Annotated in this window: 16 protein-coding genes; 5 read left to right on the top strand and 11 right to left on the bottom strand. The window is 68.2% G+C overall.

Annotation, left to right across the window (positions count from 1 at the left end; all coding sequences use genetic code 11):
- The first annotated feature begins 6 nt into the window (after positions 1–6).
- Positions 7–729: an acetoacetyl-CoA reductase gene (gene phbB / locus J2Y54_RS07340; protein WP_310038199.1), complete on the top strand. Its 723-nt coding sequence runs from the start codon at positions 7–9 to the stop codon at positions 727–729.
- A gap of 108 nt (positions 730–837) precedes the next feature.
- On the opposite strand, the gene J2Y54_RS07335 is transcribed toward phbB, so the two are convergent.
- The gene (locus J2Y54_RS07335) at positions 838–1,374 is read right to left on the bottom strand and encodes a porin family protein (RefSeq protein ID WP_310038197.1); all 537 of its coding nucleotides are present in this window, start codon (positions 1,372–1,374) and stop codon (positions 838–840) included.
- Positions 1,375–1,555: 181 nt separating this feature from the next.
- On the opposite strand from J2Y54_RS07335, the gene J2Y54_RS07330 reads away from it, so the two are divergent.
- On the top strand, positions 1,556–7,312 hold the full coding sequence (locus J2Y54_RS07330) for an MG2 domain-containing protein (protein ID WP_310038195.1): 5,757 nt from the start codon (positions 1,556–1,558) through the stop codon (positions 7,310–7,312).
- 152 nt (positions 7,313–7,464) lie between these two features.
- Complete coding sequence (gene pbpC / locus J2Y54_RS07325) at positions 7,465–9,555, top strand: penicillin-binding protein 1C (protein ID WP_310038498.1); 2,091 nt, start codon at positions 7,465–7,467, stop codon at positions 9,553–9,555.
- A gap of 107 nt (positions 9,556–9,662) precedes the next feature.
- Here the strand turns inward: pbpC and J2Y54_RS07320 are convergent, their stop codons facing one another.
- Positions 9,663–10,178: an RcnB family protein gene (locus tag J2Y54_RS07320; protein ID WP_310038193.1), complete on the bottom strand. Its 516-nt coding sequence runs from the start codon at positions 10,176–10,178 to the stop codon at positions 9,663–9,665.
- A gap of 109 nt (positions 10,179–10,287) precedes the next feature.
- Positions 10,288–10,758 (bottom strand): outer membrane protein assembly factor BamE, encoded by a 471-nt coding sequence (locus J2Y54_RS07315; RefSeq protein ID WP_310038191.1) that lies wholly within the window; start codon positions 10,756–10,758, stop codon positions 10,288–10,290.
- 114 nt (positions 10,759–10,872) lie between these two features.
- Here J2Y54_RS07315 and J2Y54_RS07310 point away from each other — a divergent pair, with 114 nt between their 5' ends.
- On the top strand, positions 10,873–11,394 hold the full coding sequence (locus J2Y54_RS07310; RefSeq protein WP_310038189.1) for a ubiquinol-cytochrome C chaperone family protein: 522 nt from the start codon (positions 10,873–10,875) through the stop codon (positions 11,392–11,394).
- Complete coding sequence (locus J2Y54_RS07305; protein WP_310038187.1) at positions 11,391–11,909, top strand: YceD family protein; 519 nt, start codon at positions 11,391–11,393, stop codon at positions 11,907–11,909. The genes J2Y54_RS07310 and J2Y54_RS07305 overlap by 4 nt, the downstream gene beginning before the upstream one ends.
- Here J2Y54_RS07305 and J2Y54_RS07300 read toward each other — a convergent pair.
- The 8 genes from J2Y54_RS07300 to J2Y54_RS07265 form a co-directional block, all read right to left on the bottom strand.
- Positions 11,906–13,294, bottom strand: coding sequence for a UdgX family uracil-DNA binding protein (locus J2Y54_RS07300; RefSeq protein ID WP_310038185.1), 1,389 nt, complete (start codon positions 13,292–13,294; stop codon positions 11,906–11,908). The two genes, J2Y54_RS07305 and J2Y54_RS07300, sit on opposite strands and share 4 nt — an antisense overlap.
- Positions 13,295–13,345: 51 nt before the next feature.
- The gene (locus tag J2Y54_RS07295; protein WP_310038182.1) at positions 13,346–13,828 is read right to left on the bottom strand and encodes a hemerythrin domain-containing protein; all 483 of its coding nucleotides are present in this window, start codon (positions 13,826–13,828) and stop codon (positions 13,346–13,348) included.
- Positions 13,829–13,890: 62 nt separating this feature from the next.
- Entirely contained in the window at positions 13,891–15,138 is a 1,248-nt protein-coding gene (locus J2Y54_RS07290; protein WP_310038180.1) for a putative DNA modification/repair radical SAM protein, read from the bottom strand.
- A gap of 36 nt (positions 15,139–15,174) precedes the next feature.
- Positions 15,175–16,605 (bottom strand): hypothetical protein, encoded by a 1,431-nt coding sequence (locus J2Y54_RS07285; protein ID WP_310038179.1) that lies wholly within the window; start codon positions 16,603–16,605, stop codon positions 15,175–15,177.
- 39 nt (positions 16,606–16,644) lie between these two features.
- Positions 16,645–17,049, bottom strand: coding sequence for a hypothetical protein (locus tag J2Y54_RS07280; RefSeq protein WP_310038176.1), 405 nt, complete (start codon positions 17,047–17,049; stop codon positions 16,645–16,647).
- A gap of 20 nt (positions 17,050–17,069) precedes the next feature.
- On the bottom strand, positions 17,070–17,603 hold the full coding sequence (locus tag J2Y54_RS07275; RefSeq protein ID WP_310038174.1) for a demethoxyubiquinone hydroxylase family protein: 534 nt from the start codon (positions 17,601–17,603) through the stop codon (positions 17,070–17,072).
- Positions 17,600–18,067, bottom strand: coding sequence for a disulfide bond formation protein B (locus J2Y54_RS07270; protein ID WP_310038173.1), 468 nt, complete (start codon positions 18,065–18,067; stop codon positions 17,600–17,602). Before J2Y54_RS07270 ends, J2Y54_RS07275 begins: the two co-directional genes overlap by 4 nt.
- Positions 18,068–18,075: 8 nt before the next feature.
- The gene (locus J2Y54_RS07265; RefSeq protein ID WP_310038172.1) at positions 18,076–19,425 is read right to left on the bottom strand and encodes a S41 family peptidase; all 1,350 of its coding nucleotides are present in this window, start codon (positions 19,423–19,425) and stop codon (positions 18,076–18,078) included.
- Positions 19,426–19,463 lie beyond the last annotated feature (38 nt).

Raw genomic sequence — 19,463 nt, 5'->3', positions numbered from 1 at the left:
GAGGTTATGGCACGGGTAGCGATCGTTACGGGCGGCACACGCGGGATCGGCGAGGCGATCAGCATCGCGCTGCGCGACATGGGGATGACGGTCGCGGCCAATTACGCCGGCAATGACCAGCGCGCTGCCGAGTTCAGCGAGCGGACGGGCATTTCCGCGTTCAAGTGGGACGTTGCCGATTACGATGCCTGCCAGGCGGGGATCGCGCAGGTCGAGGCGGCGCTGGGGCCGGTCGACGTGCTGGTCAACAATGCCGGCATCACGCGCGACGGCACGATCCTCAAGATGACCTACCAGATGTGGAAGGAGGTCATGGACACCAACCTTGGCGGCTGTTTCAACATGGCCAAGGGCGTGTTCCCGGGGATGCGCGAGCGCAAATGGGGCCGCATCGTCAATATCGGGTCGATCAACGGGCAGGCGGGCCAATATGGCCAGGTCAACTATGCCGCGGCGAAGAGCGGCATCCACGGCTTTACCAAGGCGCTGGCGCAGGAAGGCGCGAAGTTCGGGGTGACCGTCAACGCGATCGCACCGGGCTATATCGACACCGACATGGTTGCGGCGGTTCCGGGCGAAGTGCTCGAGAAGATCGTCGCGAAGATCCCGGTCGGGCGGCTGGGCCAGGCGAACGAGATTGCGCGCGGCGTCGCATTTCTGTGCGCCGAAGAGGGCGGGTTCGTGACCGGGTCGACGCTGTCGATCAATGGCGGGCAGCATATGTACTGACACGGCGGCGGAGCCCGTCCGACGCCAGGCACGGACCGGGCCCGCGCTGCGCCGAAAGAAAGGGCCGGTTCCCGAGCGGGAGCCGGCCCTTCTGTCATCGCTTTGAGATCAGAAGCGCAGGCCGATTCCGGCAACGATCTGCTGGCGCTCCATGCCGGCTTCGTAATCGGTGTAGCGATATTCGACCTTGGCATGGACGGTATCGGTAAGCTTGTGCTCCAGCCCGGCGCCGGCGCGGAAGCCGTCGGCATTGCCGTTGCCCGCGACGGTAAGCAGCCGGAAGTTGGAATAGCCGGCCTTGGCATAGATCAGCGTCTTGCCGGTCACGATGCCGACGCGCCCGCCGATGTACAGATCGCGGCTGGCCTCGGCGAGCGTGGCGCCGCCGGCCTTGAGCTTGGCGGTCGAGTCGGCCACTTCGCCCTCAATCCCGAATACCGTGCGGCCCTTCTGGATGTCATAGCCAAGACCGAGCGCATAGGTTCCGCCGTCGGGGTTGCGGACCCCGGGTGTGTTGAGGTCGACGACGTCGTAGCCGGCAGTGATGCTCGCCTTGGCGCCGCTGAAATCTTCGGCTTCCTGCGCGAGTGCCGGGGTGGCAAGCGTGGTGAGCGCGGCGGCGAGCGCCAGGGCGATTTTCTTCATGATATCCGATCCTTGCATCGTTGAATGGCGACGCGGCGGGGTGCCGCGATGCGCCGAATGTGCGGGACGCCAGGCGCGCAAACCACTGACAGAAACTGAGAAGAGGGCGGTGCTGACACTGGACTCCGGCGGCAAGGCGCGTAGGGTCGGCGCCGTAACCTGTCTGGGGGGAGTGGGTTCGATGAAGCACCTGGCACGCGCGGCCGCCATCTTGGCGCTGGCACTCACACCGATTGCGGCATGGGGCGATTCGAGCCCGCAGGTGGTGCTGGCCACCCCCGGCATGGGCGATGGCGCGATCGAGCGCTATACGGTGCGCTTCAGCCAGCCAATGGTGCCGCTGGGCGATCCGCGCGCGGCTTCCCCGATCAAGGTTGCGTGCGCAATCGGCGGCGCGGGGCGCTGGGTCGATCAGCAGACCTATGTTTGGGAATTTTCCAGCCCGCTGCCGGGTGGGACGACCTGTACCGTCACGCTGGAAGAGCGGCTGAAGAGCGTCGCCGGCTATGCCGTCGCGGGCAAGCGCGAGTTCACGATCGATGCCGGCGGGCCGACGGTCAAGGCGATGCTGCCGCAACGCTGGGGCGGGGAGATCGAGGAGGACCAGGTCTTCCTGATCGGCACCAACATGCCCGCCACGCGCGCGTCGGTCGCGGCCAATGCCTATTGCGCGGTCGAGGGCATCGGCGAGAAGATCCCGGTCGAATTGCTCGCCCCCGAAGTGCCGGGCAAGTTGCTGCAGGATCTGAATCCCAAGCGCTGGGAAGTGCGCAATTTCCTGAGCGAGGCCGGGATGGCCGAGGCGCTGCCGGAACAGGCGGAGGAGCGCGCCAAGGTGCTGTCCAACGTCGTCGCGCTGAAATGCGGGCGACCGTTGCCGCCGGGGCGTGACGTCGCGCTGGTATGGGGCGCGGGCGTAGCGGGGGCTGGCGGCAAGACCGCGGGCGCCGACCAGCGCTTCGACTTCACCGTGCGCAAGCCGTTCGAGGCGCGATTCGAATGTTCGCGGGTCAATCCGCAAGCGGGGTGCAACCCGGTCAAGGAAGCCTGGGTCCGCTTCACCGCGCGCATCCCGCGCGAACAGGCCGAGGCGATCCGCATTTCGCTGCCCGATGGCAAGCAGCTCACCCCCGTGCTGAGCGATGACGACAAGCGCGCCAATACGGTCAGCGACATCAAGTTCGCCGGGCCGCTGCCGGCATCCACCACCGGCAAGGTGGTCCTGCCCGCAGGGCTGAAGGACGAGAGCGGGCGGGTGCTGTCCAATGGCCAGCGCTTCCCGCTGGAGGTGCGGTTCGACGAAGCGCCCCCGCTGGTGAAGTTTGCCGCACCCTTCGGGATCATCGAGGCGCAGGAGGGCGGGGTGCTCCCCGTCACGGTGCGCAACGTCGAACCGGCGCTGCAGCGCAAGGGCCTGAGCATCGCCGGCCAGCAGCTACGCGTCGAGGCGTCGGACGGCGAAATCGCCAAATGGCTGCGCACGATCGACGATGCCGATGATTACAAGAGCGACGAGGTCAAGCAGGGCAGCGAAACGGTCACGATCAATCAGACCGGCGCCAAATCGATCCTGACCGGGGCGAGCGGCACCGCGCTGCAGCCGATTGCCCTGCCGGGCAAGGGCAAGGAGTTCGAGGTCGTCGGAATCCCGCTGAGCAAGCCAGGATTCTATGTCGTCGAGCTGGCATCGCCACAGCTTGGCCGCGCGCTGCTGGGCCGCGATGCGCCGCGCTACGTGGCCGCAGGTGCGCTGGTCACCAACATGGCGGTGCACTTCAAATGGGGCCGCGAAGGATCGCTTGTCTGGGTCACCGCGCTCGACAGCGGCAAGCCGGTCGCCGGCGCGCAGGTGCGCGTGACCGACAGTTGCTCGGGCACCGGGCTGGCAACCGGCCAGACCGACCAGTTCGGCCGGCTCGCGGTGGCGCAGGGGCTGCCCGAACCGCAAAGCTGGGGCGGGTGCGAGGACGGGTCCTCGCCGCCGCTGATGGTATCGGCGCGCAAGGGCGACGACATGAGCTTTACGCTGACCGCGTGGGGCGAGGGGATCCGTCCGTACGATTTCGACCTGTCCTTCGGCTACAATGCCGCGAGCGACATCGTCCACACCGTGTTCGACCGCGCGCTGGTTCGCCAGGGCGAGAGCGTCAACATGAAGCATATCCTGCGCCGGCCGGTCGCGAGTGGCTTTGTCCGCCCCGAAGGGTTCAAGGGATTGCTGCGCCTGTCGCACAGCGGTTCGGACACGCAGTTCGACCTGCCGGTCACGATCGGGGCGAGCGGCAGCGGCGAAACGCAGTGGAACGTGCCGCAGGGCGCGCCGATGGGCGACTATAACCTGCAATTCGTGAAGAGCGACGGCAAGGGCGGCGAGGAGACGGTCTGGACCAGCCAGTCGATCAAGGTCGACGAATACAAGCTGCCGACGATGAAGGCGTCGGTCGCCGGGCCGAAGGAAGCGGCGGTGCGGCCCAAGACGCTGCCGCTCGACCTGTTTGTCGGGTACCTCTCGGGTGGCGGGGCGTCGAACCTGCCGGTCGAACTGCGCATCGGCTATTATGACGCGGGCGACGCGCCCGATGGCTATGACGGCTACAGCTTTGGCGGGCGCGCGATCGAGGAGGGAACCAAGCCACTCAACGGCGACGGCGAGGAAGAGGATTCGAGCCAGCTGCCGCCGATGCAGACGCTGCCGGTGACGCTTGGCGCCGACGGCACCGCGCGGACCAGCGTGGACATCCCCCAGACGCTGACCGGCACCAGCCGCATGCGCGTCGAAATGGACTATCAGGACGCCAATGGCGAGGTGCTGACCGCGTCGCGCGGCATCACCCTGTTCGGCGCGGCCGTCCAGCTGGGCGTCAAGACCGATGGCTGGCTGATGAAGGAGGATGACCTGCGGCTGCGCTTCGTCGCGCTGGACCCGCAGGGCAAGCCGCTCAACGGTCAGAAGGTGCAGGTTGCGGTGTACAGCCGCGAAATCTTGACCGCGCGGCGGCGACTGATCGGCGGCTTCTACGCGTATGAAAACAACATGCGCACGACCAAGATCGGCGCATCCTGTTCGGCGAGGACCGACGAATTGGGTCTGGCGCAATGTTCGATCGACCCGGGCGTATCGGGCGAGGTGCATGTTGTCGCGACCACCACCGACAGCGCCGGCAATGTCGCGCGCGCCACCACCTCGGTCTGGCTCGCGGGCGAGGATGATTGGTGGTTTGGCGGCGACAATGGCGATCGGATGGACGTCATTGCCGAGGCGCAGGAGTATAAGTCGACGGATACTGCGCGATTCCAGGTACGCATGCCGTTCCGGGAGGCGACCGCGCTGGTGACGGTCGAGCGTGAGGGCGTGCTGTCGAGCTTTGTCACGACCTTGTCGGGCGACAATCCGGTGGTCGAGGTGCCGCTGAAGGGCGTTTATGCCCCCGATGTGTTCGTGTCGGTGATGGCGGTGCGCGGGCGCGTCGGCGGGTGGAAATTGTGGTGGGCGGACCTCGCTCGCCGCTGGAACCTGCCCTTCTTCTCGCGCGAGGGGGCCAAGCCGACGGCGTTGGTCGATCTGGCCAAGCCGAGCTTCCGCATGGGCATCGCCAAGATCAAGGTCGGCTGGGAAGGCCACCGCATGGGCGTGACCGTCAAGGCGGACAAGGAACGCTACGCCGCGCGCGACACGGCGAAGGTCGCGCTACAGGTCAAGAACCCCGATGGCAGCGTCGCGCCCAAGGCCGATGTCGCCTTCGTCGCGGTGGACGAGGCGCTGCTGCAGCTTGCCCCGAACGAGAGCCTGGACGTGCTCAAGGCGATGATGGGCGAGCGGCCGCTGTCGGTGCTGACCTCTACCGCACAGACGCAGGTGGTGGGCAAGCGCCATTATGGGCGCAAGGCGGTCGCGGCTGGCGGCGGCGGCGGTGGCGACCTGTCCGCGCTGAACCGCGAGAATTTCCAGCCGGTGCTGCTGTGGCGCGGGACGGTGCCGCTCAACGCACAGGGCCAGGCGGTGGTCGACGTGCCGCTGAGCGATGCGCTGACCGCGTTCAAGCTGGTCGCCGTGGCGCTGGGCGACGACGGCCAGACGTTCGGCATGGGCGAGACGGCGGTACGGACGGCGCAGGATCTGAGCATCTTTGCCGGCATCCCGCCGCTGGTGCGCGATGGCGACTTCTTCTCGGCAGGCTTCACGCTGCGCAATGGCTCCGACAAGCCGATGACGGTGACGGCGAAGGTCGAGCTGTCGCCCAAGGTGGCGGTTGGCCGTGACCTGACGGTCGACATCCCGGCGGGCGGCGCGGTGCCGATCGCGTGGAACCTGACCGCGCCGCAGGGCTTCGACAAGCTGCAATGGAATGTCACCGCACGCGATGCGGGCGGCAAGGCGGTCGATGCAGTGACCGTGACGCAGGAGATTGCGCCAGCGGTGCCGGTCGAAACCTGGGCAGCGACGCTTGCCCGCGTGGGCGAGGGCGGGCCGATCTCGATCGCGCCGCCCGGCGGAGCGCTGCCCGGCATGGGCAGCGTGACAGTGCGGCTGACGCCGACTCTGGTCCCGCCGCTGCAGGGCGTACGCGATTACATGTCGGCCTATCCCTATGGCTGTTTCGAGCAGCGTACCTCACAGGCGGTGGTGCTGGGCGATGTCGGCGCATGGAATCGCCTGGCGGGCGAACTGCCGGTCTATCTCGATCGCGATGGCCTGCTGCGGTACTTCCCGTCGGAGAGCCTGCGCGGATCGGAGGCGCTGACCAGCTACATCCTGTCGATCACGGCGGAGGCCGGGCTGCCGATCCCCGAAGCATCACGCGGTCGGATGATCGAGGCGCTGAAGGCGGTGCTCGACGGGCGGCTGCGGCACGACGATTATGGCGATGTGCGGCTGCAAAAGGTCGCGGCGTTCGCGGCGCTGGCGCGGCAGGGGGCCGCCAATGCGGCGATGCTGGGGCAGCTCGGCATCACGCCGCAGGACATGCCGACCTCGACCCTTGCCGATTACATCGCGGCGCTCGGCCGGGTGCCTGGCCTTGCCAATGGTGCGCAGCTGCGCGCGGCGGCGGAGGGCGTGCTCAAGACGCGGCTGGTGTATGAAGGGACGCGGATCGACCTGTCCGACAAGGGCAATGTGCCGTGGTGGCTGATGGCATCGGGCGACGAATCGGTGCTGAAGGCGCTGGTTGCGACCCTGGGCCGTCCGGCGTTCCAGGGCGAGGGGCCGAAGATGATGGTCGGCGCGGCGCTGCGCCAGCAACGTGGCCATTGGGACACGACCACTGCCAATGCATGGGGCGTGATCGCTGCGCGCAAGTTCGAGGGCGTCTATCCCGCCGCTGACGTGGCGGGAATCACGACGGCGACGATCGGCACGCGGACGGTGACGCGCAGCTGGCCGCTGGCCGAGGCGCAGCGCAGCCTGCTCTTCGCCCTGCCGCGTACGCCGACGCCGCTGGTGCTGAGCCAGTCGGGCGGTGCCGGGCCATGGGCGAGCGTTCAGGTCAAGGCGGCGGTGCCGCTGACCCAGCCGCTCAACGCCGGCTACAAGCTGACCCGGACGGTCGAGGTGGTGCAGGCCAAGACCAAGGGCGTGCTGACGCGCGGCGACGTGCTGAAGGTGACGCTGACGGTCGAGGCGAGTGCCGACCGCAACTGGGTGGTGATCAGCGATCCGGTGCCGGCGGGTGCGACGGTGATCGGATCGCTGGGCGGTCAGTCGGAGATGCTGGCCGAAGGGACCAGCAGCGGCGGGACCAGCTATGTCGAGCGCGGACGCGATGCGTGGCGGGGCTATTTCGCGTGGATGCCGCGCGGGACCCACAGCGTGAGCTATGCGATGCGGCTGAATGCGGCGGGCCGGTTGCAGCTGCCGCCGAGCCGGGTCGAGGCGATGTATTCGCCCGAGATCCGCGCGGCGGTTCCGAATCAGCCGGTGGTGGTGGTGCAACGGTGACTAGCGGCCCTCATGTGTCACCCCCGCTTTCGCGGGGGTGACGGCGAGTGGGTGTGGCGTTCCTCCCGTCCCTGACCGAGCGTGTCCGTAGCCTCTGGACCGGCCTTGAAGCGACGACGCATCGGGCATGGTGGAGCGGACCGCGCATCGCGGTGGCGGCGATCCTGGCGCTCGCCGGGGGGCATGCGGCGATCGACTGGGCGACGCTGCCGCCGCCGCTGCCTTCGCATCGCGCGACGGTGGCGGGGTGGAAGCCGTCCGAGGCGTGGCTGTATGACCGCGCGGGGCGGCTGCTTGACAGTTCGCGGGTCGATTTTCAGGCGCGGCGGCTGGCCTGGACCCCGCTCGACACGATTGCGCCGGAAGCCGTCGCGGCGATCGCGAACGCCGAGGACCGCCGCTTTCGCGAGCATGACGGCGTTGACTGGTGGGCAGTTGCCGGGTCGATCCGCGACCGGTTGGAGGGGAAGCGCGCGCGCGGCGCATCGACGCTCTCGATGCAGGTCGCGGCCTATCTGTCGCCCGATCTGGCTGCGCCGGGATCGCGCGGGTTCATCGACAAGCTCCGCCAGATGCGGGCGGGCGCCGCGCTGGAACGCGCGTGGAGCAAGGACGAAATCCTCGAGGCGTATCTCAACCTTGCAGGGTTTCGCGGTGAGGCGCAGGGGATCGGTGCCGCGGCGCTGGGGCTGCTCGGCAAGACGCCCGATGCGCTGACCCGCGACGATGGGCTGTTGCTCGCGGCCTTGCTGCCCGATCCGGCGGCGGGCGCGGCGACGGTTGCGCGCCGCGCGTGCGCGCTGTCGCGGGAAACCGAGTGCAGCCGCTTTGCCGGCGCGGCGGCATCGATGCTGGGCCCGGCGCGCAGCCTGGCGCTCGATCCGGGGCTGGCGATGCATCTGGCGAACCGGATGCTGACGCAGCCGGGGCTGCGGGTGAAGACGACGATCGACCTGGATGTGCAGCGCGCCGCGATCCGGGCGCTGCGGCGGCAACTGGTCGGCCTTGGCGGGACGCGTGCGCGCGACGGGGCGGTGATCGTTGCGGACAATCGAACGGGCGAGATCCTGGCGTGGGTTGGCGGGATTGGCGGGGCATCGACTGCACCCGCGGTCGATGGCGCGGCGAGCTATCGGCAGGCGGGATCGACGCTGAAACCGTTCCTCTACGCGCAGGCGATCGAGAAGGGGTATCTCACCCCCGCCTCGATCCTCGACGACAGCCCGGTGCAGCTCGACACCGCGTCTGGCCTGTATGTACCGCAAAATTACGACCGCGCCTTCAAGGGGCCGGTAAGTGCGCGCTCGGCGCTGGCGGGGTCGCTCAACGTACCGGCAGTGCGGACGCTGATCCTGACCGGGGTGGAGGCGTTTCGCGACCGGCTGTGGGACAGCGGCTATCGCGGGCTGACCGAGAGCGGCGATTATTACGGGTTCAGTCTGGCGCTGGGGTCGGCGGAGGTGACACTGGTCGAGCAGGTTGCGGCCTATCGCAGCCTGGCGCGCGGTGGGCGCTGGGCGCCGTTGCGGGTCGAAGCGGAGGCGAAGGCTGAGGCGGATCGCCCGACCACCACGCCACAGGCCGCGTGGCTGGTCGCCGACATGCTCGCCGACCCGGCGGCGCGCGCGGGTACGTTCGGCATGGATTCGGCACTGCGCCTGCCGTTCTGGGCCGCGGTGAAGACGGGCACGTCAAAGGCGATGCGCGACAATTGGTGCATCGGTTTTTCGGACCGCTACACGGTCGGCGTGTGGGTCGGGAATCTGGAAGGCGATCCGATGCGCGCGGTGTCGGGGACGAGCGGCGCGGCGCCGGTGTGGCGCGACGTGATGATGGCGCTGCACGCCGAGCAGCCCGGACGCGCGCCGGCGCGGCCTAAGGGGATCGAGGCGCGGCAGGTCCGTTTCAGCGGCACGATCGAACAGCCGCGCCGCGAATATTTCCTCGCCGGAACGGCGATGACACAGGTCGCGGCGGCGCCGGCGGTGGCGCGGCGGCCGCGCATCGTCAGCCCGGTGGCGGGCAGCGTCTATGCACTCGACCCGGATATCCCGATCGAGCGACAGCGCATGGCGATCAGCGTATCGGGCGAAGTGATCGGCCATCGCCTGACGCTTGACGGGCGCGATCTGGGCGCGGCGGATTCGCGTCCGCTGGTGCTGGCGGGCCCCGGGCGGCACCAGTTGCGGCTGGTGGCGCCGGGCGGCCGGGTCGTCGACCAGATCCTGTTTACGGTGCGTTGAACCAAAGCGCGGGCGGTGCGTTCTCGCGTCCGGTCCATCCCTTTCGGGCCCGAACCCTGTACTGGCCGCGCCGGCAGCGTATCCGCCGGCGCGGCCCTTTCATGGGGTTACCAGTAGAAGTTGCGGATCACGCGGACGACATAGCCGCGACGCGTGTCGACCAGCAGCACATCGTCATAATGGCGCACCCAGCGCTGATAGCGGCCGGTCGGCGGCAGGCGGTAACGCCACGGATCGGCGATGAAATAGCGGCTGCCATAATAGGTCGGCGCGATGCGCACCCCGGCACGGAACCCCTGATAGCGGAACGGCGCACGCCAGCCGCCCCGGGCGTACAGGCCGCGATTGGTGCCGCGATAGCCGCGCCAGTCATTGTCGCCCCAGCGGCGGTTGCGATCCTGAACCGCGTCGCGATAGTCGCGGCGCGCTTCGCGCACGTCGCGCTGTTCGCGGCGAATGTCGCGGCGGTCGCCATAGCGGCGGGCGTCGCGCAGTTCGCGCTGTTCCTCACGCAGATCCTGGCGCTCGCGGCGCACCTCGCGCTGCGACTGGGCACTGGCAGCCGGGACCATCACCGGCATGGCGACCGCAGCGATCAGCGCGGTGGCAATCAGTTTCTTCATCGTCTTCCTCCTGCACATCGCCCGACTGGCGGGCATGGGAGGAAGCTAGACCCGCCCGGCTGAACCGCGCGGGAATGGGCGGTTCAGCGGCGCGAAAGCCGCGACCCGGTCAGGGGCCGTCCGGGCCGCCGCCGGTCCCCGGCGCGCCGACCGTGCCGATATTGCCGAACAGATCCTCGAAAAAGCCGCGTTCGCGACCCAGGGTCGGGGTCTTTTCGTTGGATGGATTGATCTTCGCGATCTGCTCGATCCCGGTGCGCGCGACTTCGGTCACATTGCCCGCCGAATCGAAGCGGATGCGCAGCGTGGTCTGCTGCTCCGCGCGCGGATTGTTGAACGCGAAATTGCGGGTCGCGCGCCCGACATAATACCATTCGCCTTCGTTGAACTGGCTGGTCAGCGTCGGCTTGCCGAGCGTGGCGAGGACCGATTCGCGATTGTCGACGCCGGGCTGGACCGAATTGACCAGGTCCGCATCGACCACATAGCCCTGATACCCGCGCAGTGGCTTCACACAGGCGCTCGTGCCGAGCAGGATCGTGCCGCACAGCGCGACGGACAGGATACGGGCGGACTTCATCAAACTCACTCTCCCCAGACCGGGCACGGGCCACGCATTGCATCGCGCGCCGTTCCCCTCAATATGCGGGGCAGCCCCGGCAAACAAGCGTCGTGAGGCAATTGGAGTGTGACGATGGGATTGTGGCAGAAGCTGACCGGGCGGCGCGCGGAAAACCCGGCAGCGGCGCTTTACCAGGCGGTGGTCGCGCGCGGGCGCGAACCGCATTGGTATGAGGCGGGCGCTGTACCCGACAGCGTCAATGGCCGGTTCGACATGATCGCGAGCGTGCTGGGCATCGTGATGTTGCGGATCGAGCATGAGCCGGCGGCGGCAGAGGTCACGGCGCGGCTGACCGAATGTTTCGTTGCCGACATGGATGGGCAGCTGCGCCAGATCGGCATCGGCGATGTCGTGGTCGGCAAGGGCATCGGCAAGATGATGGCGTTGCTCGGCGGGCGGATCGCCGCCTATCGCGACGCACTCGCCAGCGATGCGGCGCCGGGGGCGTTCGAAGCGGCGCTGCTGCGCAACCTGTATCGCGGCGAGGACCCCGGGGCGGATGCGCTCGGCCACAGCGCTGCAGCGTTGCGCGCGCTGCGCGCGGCGCTCGCCGAAACCCCGCTCGACGCGCTGATGGCGGGACGGATGCCATGATCCAGCCGGAATTTTCGCGCGCCCAGCGGCTCGACGGGATCGGTGCCGGCGCGCACCGCGTGACGATCAGCGCGACCGCAGACGAGCGGGCGGCGCTGGCGCGGCGGTTCGGGCTGATCGCGATCGACCGGCTGGATGCCGAGATGGAGATACGGCGCGACGCCAGCGGGGTCGTCGCACGCGGGCATCTGGCGGGCGCGGTGGTGCAGGCATGCAGTGTCACCGGCGATGCGGTGCCGGCGCAGGTGGACGAGGCGTTCGCGATCCGGTTCCTGCCCGAGGACACGGCGTCGGGCGAAGAGGTCGAACTGTCCGATGCGGATTGCGACACGGTGTTTTTCACCGGCGGAGCGATCGATCTGGGGGAGGCGGCGGCGGAGACGCTGGCGCTGGCGCTCGATCCGTTTCCGCGCAGCCCGCGCGCCGATGCGGTGCTGCGCGACGCCGGGGTGCTGAGCGAAGACCCGACCGGTCCGTTCGCGGCGCTCGCGAAGCTGAAGCGCGACGCGGGCTAGAGCCGGGCGGCCGCGGCGCGCAGGTCGGCGACGAACGCCGCGCGCTGCTCGGCTGCGGCGGCAGGGTCGGGCAGGCGCAGCAGATAGCTTGGGTGGACGGTGATCCACGCCTCAGCCCCCGATTCGAGCGAAACGGGGCGCCCGCGTTCGCGTGCGATCGTCACGGTCCGCCCGAGCAGCGCGCGCGCTGCGGTCGCGCCGAGCGCAACGACGATGCGCGGCCGGACGATCAGCAATTCCTGTTCGATCCACCAGCGGCAGGCACTGATCTCGCCCGCGTCGGGCGTGGCGTGGATGCGGCGCTTGCCGCGCGGCTCGAACTTGAAATGCTTGACCGCATTGGTGAGGTAGGTTGCCGCGCGGTCGATCCCTGCTTCGGCCAGCGCCGCGTCGAGCAGCTGCCCGGCCGGGCCGACAAAGGGGCGTACGGCGAGGTCTTCCTGATCGCCCGGCTGCTCGCCGACCAGCATCAGCGGCGCATCGACCGGGCCCTCGCCGAACACCGTGGCGGTTGCGGGGCGGTGCAGCGGGCAGCGGGTGCAGGCGGCGGCCTCGTCGCGCAGCGCGGCCCATGCCGCGCGCGCATCGCCGGCGGGTGCGGTCGCCCGCGCCGTCTGCACCATCGCCAGTTCGCGGGCGCGGGCGCCCTTGATGAGGTCCGCGACCAGCGCGGTTTCGGGCATGTTCTTCCAGTATTTGCGGGGCATTTCCTTGAGCATCGCACCGATCTTGAGCCGCGCGGGGTTGAAGATCGACGCGTAATAGCTTTTCCACACCGCCTCGACCGGATCGTCCTGCGGCGCATCGGCGCGGCTGGCGCCCGGCCCCTCGCTGAGCACCGATCCGTCCCAGTGGATCGTCAGCGCCGGCGTCAGGATCGACCAGTGCATCGTATGAAAGCGGTCGACGAAGAAACGGGCATTGACGCGGACGATATGATGTTCGGGCTCGAACCACGCGACATAGCGCGGGTCGTCCCCCGGCGCGTCGGCCACCGCGCGAAAGCGGACAAAGGCGCGCATCTTGTGAATGTCGCGGCGCACCCCCTTGGCCAGTCCCTCGATCCGGCGGATCAGCGGATCGGCACGATCCGCGATGGCGCCGGGCCGCGCGATCAGGCGGAGCAAAAGCGTGTAGAGCAGCGCGAAGCGTGCCGGATCGCGATGGAGGATCGCGGTGCGGGCAAGATCGATGAACTGGCGGGAAACGCGCAACGGACCTGGCGCGGGCGGCAGCGCCGCTGCAGTGGCGCCGAACAGGTCGGACGGCGCGTCGCCGACTTGCCATAGCACCGCCTCGGGCGGGACATTGGCAGCCGCGAGCGCGCGCGCCGCGTCGCGCCAGCCATCGAAATCATCCTCATCGGCGAGCGTGACGCGGTGCATGTCAGTCCGCCCCGGTCCCCGCGCATGAACCGGCGCGGGGACCGATCGGGGTCATTCGCGCGCGTCGCCGGGCATTTCCTGTTCGGCGCGTTCCAGTTCGCGCGGCTTGCGCTTCTCGAAGATCGCCGCAAGCTTGCGCTTGGTCGCGTCGTCCAGATCCTTTTCGGCGGCGGGGAACATCTCCTCCTCTTCCTCCTCGATATGATGGAGGTAGCGGTCGCGCATCGTCTTGAACCGGGTCAGCCAGCCATTCGACGACATCTCCATCTCGACCAGTTCGCCCAGCATGTCGTCGACTTCCTTGTGCTCCGACACCGAATGCCGTGCTTCGTCGCGCAGATCGGGGTTGGCGAGCATCGTGGCGTAAAGCGACTCCTCTTCGGCCGCCGCGTGCGCCTGAAGCTCCAGGCGCAGTTCCTCGAACAGCGCCCGTCGTTCCGGGCTGTCGCCGCTGGTCTGGGCAATACGGTCGAGCAGGTCGCGCTGACGGTCGTGGTCGCGGATCAGATCCTCGAAAATGCGGGTTTCGGCCATGCAAAGTCTCCTTTGCCCGCCCAACCGATCGTGCCGAAGATTGTTTCACCCGCGAGTCGTTCTCAGGCCGCGAACAATTGCATCTGCTGCGGCGGTGGCGCGACCAGCGGGCGCAGGTCGGCGCGATCGGCGAGCAGGACGGGGCGCCAGTCGGTCGTGATCAGAAAAGGCTTGAGCTTCTTCACCGACACGGTGAGCCGCGCGACATCGGCGAGCGACAGGCGTCGCCAGCGCCGCGACACGAGGATGCGGTCGACCGCCTTCACCCCCAGGCCCGGAACACGCAGCAGTGCTTCGCGCGGGGCGCGGTTGACATCGACCGGGAAACGATCGCGGTGGCGCAGCGCCCAGGCGAGCTTGGGATCGATGTCGAGCGGCATCATGCCCGTTGCGGGGTCGGCGGCATCGGCAACCTCGTCCGGGCGATAGTCGTAGAAGCGCATCAGCCAGTCGGACTGGTACAGCCGATGTTCGCGGATCAGCGGCGGGCGCTGAAGCGGAAGGACCGCGCTCGCGTCCGGGATCGGGCTGAACGCGGAATAATAGACGCGGCGCAGGCCGAACCGTCCATAGAGTCCGGCAGCGCGGCCGACGATGTCGCGGTCGGTGGCGGCATCGGCGCCGACGATCATCTGCGTCGACTGGCCTGCGGGGGCGAATTTAGGGGCGGAACGGTAGCGTTTGCGGGCGTCGCGCGTGTCGTCGATATCGCGCTTCAGGTCGCCCATCGCCCCTTCGATCCGCGGCGCCGACTTTTCGGGCGCAAGGCGGGTGAGGCCGGCGACGGTCGGCAACTCGACATTGATCGACAGCCGGTCGGCGTGCAGCCCGGCCTGATGGATCAGCCCGGGATCGGCGTCGGGAATCGTCTTCAGATGAATATAGCCGCGAAAATCATGGTCCTCGCGCAGGCTGCGCGCGACCTCGACCAGCTGCTCCATCGTGTAATCGGGCGAGCGGATGATGCCGGAGGAGAGGAACAGCCCTTCGATATAGTTGCGCCGATAGAAATCGAGCGTGAGGCGGACGACCTCCTGCGCGGTGAAGCGCGCGCGGCGCACGTTCGAACTCTTGCGGTTGATGCAATAATGGCAGTCGAAAATGCAGCTGTTGGTCAGCAGGATCTTGAGCAGGCTGATGCAGCGCCCATCGGGAGCATAAGCGTGGCAGATGCCCGATCCTTCGGTCGAGCCCAGCCCCTTGCCGCCCGAGGATTTGCGTTTTGCCGTGCCGGACGAGGCGCAGGAGGCATCATATTTTGCCGCGTCGGCAAGGATTTCGAGCTTTTCGCGCAGGTCGAGCTGGGCCATATGTTCTTTATACGTTCCAGCGGTTTGACTGTCCAGTCAGTCCGGCGCGCTGCGGCGGCAGGCGAGCGCGAGCAGGATGGCAAGGGCGCCGGCGAGGATGAGGTAGAGGGCGAGGCCCGCGCCGGGTGGCCAGCCCCAGAATTCGCTGGGGATGGTACGCAGGTTGAGTGCGAGAAAGCCGGGCAGGATGTGATCGGTCACCGGCGCGGTGAAGTGGTGCGGGGCCTGGATGTCGACCGCGGTGATGATCAGGTTGAGCGCCACGCTGGCGATGAGGAAGGCAAGGCCAAGCCCCCGCTCGACCCGGTTGGCGCTGCCCCAATAGGCGGCAAGGCCGAGCGCGAGATAGGCGATCGCCGGGAGCGCATGGCGCGGGCCGGTGGCGTTGCCGCCGTCCCAATAAACATAGGCTGCGTGGTAGAGAAAACAGGCGAGCGCGCCGCCCGTCGCCAGCATGCCGAGGTCGCGCCGTGCGGGGTCGCGCAGCAGGCTCCAGATGCCGAACGGGGCGAGCACGAGGAGCGGCGCGACCCAGATGATCCCGCGCCGCTTGCCGAGCAGGATTTCGTAGAGCACGTCGAGCTTGGGATAGGTCAGGCCGAACAGCCCCTGCTTCATCCCCTCGAACCCGACCACGCCCGAGTAGCCGGTGATGAACGGATCGCCAAAGGTCGCAAGGTTGTAGGCGAGCAGGGGCAGGGCGGCGCTGATGCCGCCAGCGATGGCGAGCGCGATCGTGCGGAGCTGGGCGGCACGATCGGCGTTGCGGATGCGCCACAGCGCCCAGAGCGCGACCGGTGCGCCGAGCAGCAGCGCGCCATGCTCGACCACGACCGCCCAACCGAGCGCGAATCCGGCGACCAGAGCGTAGCGGGGCGCGAGGCCATCGCGGGTCCCGCGCCACACCGCCCAGAGTGCAATGGCGATGAGAGAGGTAGCGGCGGCATGGCCGAACCACGTCGTCGTCCAGCCCCACAGCGTCGTGCCGAGCGCGAAGCCGATACCTGCGAACAGCCCCGCCGCGCGGCTGCCGCCGATGCCGGTGCCAAGGTCGAGCAGTGCAACCGCCGCGAGTGCGGTCAGCACCGCGCCGATCCCGGCAATGGCGATGCGCATGCGCAGACGCAGAAATGCCTCGGCATCGGGGTCGAACAGCATATGGGGGACGTCGGCGCTGGTCTGGCCAGTGATCCAGTTGGTCGCGGCGACGAAGGGCAGCGCCATCAGCGTCATGCCCGGCGCCTTGTCCATGTAGAGATGGCCGTCGAACTGCGCCTTGTCGATCGTCATCGCGCCATAGGGATCGATCCGGGCCGACCCGGTTTCGACGATCGCGGTGGCCGCGAGCAGACGCGTGGCGCTGTTGGGATTGAACGCCCAGGAACCGAACCAGGTGCAGGACAGCCACACCAATGCGAACAGCAGCGCTGGCACGTGCCATGGGCGGCGCGCGGCGGTGGTGCCCATGGCGATTGCCGAGCCGGTCGGTGGTAATGCCGTGCCGGCTTAGTCCGGAAGGACCTTTTCGGCCTTTTTGCGGGCATCCGCCTCGGCCTTGCCGGCCTGGATCTCGCGCGTCCCGCAACCGATCCCGCCGCCCGGACCCACCGTGCTGCAGCTGCCGATGCCGGTGTCGCCGGCGGTCAGCGCCGAACGCTGGCGCACTGCCCAGCTTTCGCGCTCGGGGGTCACGCCGCTGTCGCGCAGTTCGCTGGGGATGCGGAACCGTTCATCGGCCGGGCGCCGGACGCAGACCACGATCTCGTCGCCATCGGCGTTGGTCGGGCATTTGTCGTCGCCATAGATGATCAGCACGCCATTTTGCGGTGCATTCTGGGCCGCGGCGGGCGCCACAGGCGTCGCCAGCGGAGCGGCGAGGACCGCAAGCGGGAACAGGATCATTGTCTTCATCGTCAACTCCTTGCGGCCGCTTACAGCCGTTTCGATACAGCGATTGCCGCGCGGCACGCCATCCGGATTGCTCCGGAGAGCAGGGGATAGGCCGGCGCCGTCTCGGCACCGGCGGCGAGTGCGCTTTCCTTGTGTTCAAGCTCTTCGGCGCGGAATTCCGCGACCGCTGCGGCAAGCTCGGGCTCGTCCGCGCCGAGCGCGTCGAGCTGTTCGGCATAATGGCGGTCGATCTCGGTCTCGACCGCGACGGTGCATGCCATCGCGGCAGTCGGGCCGATCGCTGCCGTGGCCGCGCCGAGCGCATAGCCAGCGACGTTCCAGAGCGGCTGCAGCGCGGTCGGACGCACACCCCGGCGCGCGATCAGCGCGTCGAAAAAGGCGCGGTGCCGTTCTTCCTGATTGGCCATGCCGGAAATCGCGCGCGCCATGTCATGGCGGTCGCCCATCACCGCAAGCTGGCCCGCATAGATGCGGGTCGCGCCATATTCGCCGGCCTGATCCACCCGGATCATGGCCTCGACCGGTTCGCGGCGATCGCCCGGCTTCCACTTCATGCGCGGCGTCCTTTCAGCAACAGCAGCGATATGGTGAACGCTGCGCCCAGCGAAAAGAGCGCATTCCACCCGGCGAGCGAAATGCCGAACAGGCTCCACGGTGCGACGTCGCAGCGGATCAGCGGCGCGTTCATGATCCGGTCGAGCGCGCTGCCCTCACCGCCAAAGGTGGTGGCGCATTGGGTCAGCCCTTCCCACCAGCCATATTCGACCCCGGCATGGAAGGCGCCGATCGCGCCGCTCACCGCGATGGCGAGTGCGGCAAGTGCGACCAATGGCACGCGTGCCGGCCCCACGATGTACGCCAGCGTGGCGAGCAGGATCGCGGTATAGTGCGGCCAGCGTTGCCACATGCACATTTCGCACGGGTAGAGGCCGAAGCCATATTGGCTGGTGAGCGCGCCCCCGATCAGGGCGAGCGGGACGAACAGGGCGAGCAGCTGGGCGGTGCGGAGCGGGGACATGACCGGCCTCAGCGCCCGCCCGCCTTGGCGCCGCCGCCGACGGCGACGCGCGTCGGCGCACCGATGCGCGCGATCGTCTGCAGCGCGTAATGCAGCTGGAAGTCCTTGATACGCTGTTTCTCCAGCTCGGCCGGGGTCGCGGCAAAGCGGGGATCGGTCTGGGTGTCCTCTTCCAGCACGGCATTGTCGACCTTGGTCTCGTTGATCAGGTGACGGCGCAGATCGGCTTCACGGAAGACCGGGCGGGTCTTGTAGTCGGGGTCGCTGATCTGGGGCACGAACAGATCGGGCTCGATCCCGCCTTCCTGCACGGACTTGCCCGACGGCGTGTAATAGCGCGCGGTGGTGAGGCGCAGCGCGGTGCGCGGGCCAAGCTGGAGCAGCGTCTGCACCGAGCCCTTGCCGAAGGTCTTTTCGCCGAGCACCAGCGCGCGATGGTGATCTTGCAGCGCGCCGGCCACGATTTCCGATGCCGACGCGGTTCCGGCATCGACCAGCACCACCAGCGGGAGCCCGCGGGTCAGGTCGCCGCGGATCGCGGATTCGGCGTACCAGCGCTCGATATCGCTCTTTTCGCGTCCGCGCTGCGACACGATCTCGCCATGGCTGAGGAACGCGTCGCTGACCTCGATCGCCTGGTTAAGCAGGCCACCGCCATTGCCGCGCAGGTCGATGACATAGCCCTTGAGCCCGCTGCCCAGCTGTTTTTCGATCGCGGCGATCCCGGCGCGCATGTCGGCGGCGGTGGTTGCGCTGAAGGTGTTGATGTTGAGGATGCCGATGCCGTCCTGCACCTCCCACTTCACGGCCTTTTGCACGATCGTTTCGCGCGTCAGCGCGACATCGAACGGCTTGTCGCGGCCAGGACGGACGATGCGCAGCGTGATCCTCGTCCCGGGCGCGCCGCGCATCTGGGTGATCGCCTCGTCGAGCGTGCCGCCATAGATCAGCTTGCCGTCGAGATGGGTGATATAGTCGCCCGCTTTGATCCCCGCGCGCCACGCCGGCGTATCCTCGGTCGGGGTGATGACCTTGACCGCGCCATCCTCGAGCGTGACCGACAGGCCGAGACCGCCATAATTGCCGTCAGTCTGCAGCCGCAGATTGTCGAAGGCGAGCGCATCGACATAGGAGCTGTGCGGATCGAGGCTCGCGAGCATGCCGCCGATCGCCCCTTCGATCAGCGTCTTGTCGTCCACCTTGTCGACATAGGACGCCTTGACCCGGGTATAGACGTCCATGAACGCATCGAGCTCGCGATAGCTCGACGTATCGACGCTGGCCATCGCACCGGTGGTCAGGGGGATCAGGGCCAGCGCGCCGACGGCGGCGGACACCTGGAGGATGGGACGGATCATACGCATACGTTCCTCAAGGTCTTTGCGCGACAGGATAG

This window comes from Sphingomonas sp. BE123, from assembly GCF_031456015.1.
Taxonomy (GTDB): Bacteria; Pseudomonadota; Alphaproteobacteria; order Sphingomonadales; family Sphingomonadaceae; genus Sphingomonas.
Note: the sequence above shows the minus strand (reverse complement) of the source record. Positions and strands in the feature narration are given on the sequence as shown.

What these genes read in the sequence shown, in the direction of transcription:
- J2Y54_RS07305 (WP_310038187.1), top strand. Translation starts at nt 11,391, where the DNA reads ATGATCCAGCCGGAATTTTCGCGCGCCCAGCGGCTCGACGGGATCGGT.
- J2Y54_RS07310 (WP_310038189.1), top strand. Translation starts at nt 10,873, where the DNA reads ATGGGATTGTGGCAGAAGCTGACCGGGCGGCGCGCGGAAAACCCGGCA.
- J2Y54_RS07295 (WP_310038182.1), bottom strand. Translation starts at nt 13,828, where the DNA reads ATGGCCGAAACCCGCATTTTCGAGGATCTGATCCGCGACCACGACCGT.
- J2Y54_RS07330 (WP_310038195.1), top strand. Translation starts at nt 1,556, where the DNA reads ATGAAGCACCTGGCACGCGCGGCCGCCATCTTGGCGCTGGCACTCACA.
- J2Y54_RS07300 (WP_310038185.1), bottom strand. Translation starts at nt 13,294, where the DNA reads ATGCACCGCGTCACGCTCGCCGATGAGGATGATTTCGATGGCTGGCGC.
- phbB (WP_310038199.1), top strand. Translation starts at nt 7, where the DNA reads ATGGCACGGGTAGCGATCGTTACGGGCGGCACACGCGGGATCGGCGAG.
- J2Y54_RS07265 (WP_310038172.1), bottom strand. Translation starts at nt 19,425, where the DNA reads ATGATCCGTCCCATCCTCCAGGTGTCCGCCGCCGTCGGCGCGCTGGCC.
- J2Y54_RS07270 (WP_310038173.1), bottom strand. Translation starts at nt 18,067, where the DNA reads ATGTCCCCGCTCCGCACCGCCCAGCTGCTCGCCCTGTTCGTCCCGCTC.
- J2Y54_RS07275 (WP_310038174.1), bottom strand. Translation starts at nt 17,603, where the DNA reads ATGAAGTGGAAGCCGGGCGATCGCCGCGAACCGGTCGAGGCCATGATC.
- J2Y54_RS07320 (WP_310038193.1), bottom strand. Translation starts at nt 10,178, where the DNA reads ATGAAGAAACTGATTGCCACCGCGCTGATCGCTGCGGTCGCCATGCCG.
- J2Y54_RS07280 (WP_310038176.1), bottom strand. Translation starts at nt 17,049, where the DNA reads ATGAAGACAATGATCCTGTTCCCGCTTGCGGTCCTCGCCGCTCCGCTG.
- J2Y54_RS07315 (WP_310038191.1), bottom strand. Translation starts at nt 10,758, where the DNA reads ATGAAGTCCGCCCGTATCCTGTCCGTCGCGCTGTGCGGCACGATCCTG.
- J2Y54_RS07285 (WP_310038179.1), bottom strand. Translation starts at nt 16,605, where the DNA reads ATGGGCACCACCGCCGCGCGCCGCCCATGGCACGTGCCAGCGCTGCTG.
- J2Y54_RS07335 (WP_310038197.1), bottom strand. Translation starts at nt 1,374, where the DNA reads ATGAAGAAAATCGCCCTGGCGCTCGCCGCCGCGCTCACCACGCTTGCC.
- J2Y54_RS07290 (WP_310038180.1), bottom strand. Translation starts at nt 15,138, where the DNA reads ATGGCCCAGCTCGACCTGCGCGAAAAGCTCGAAATCCTTGCCGACGCG.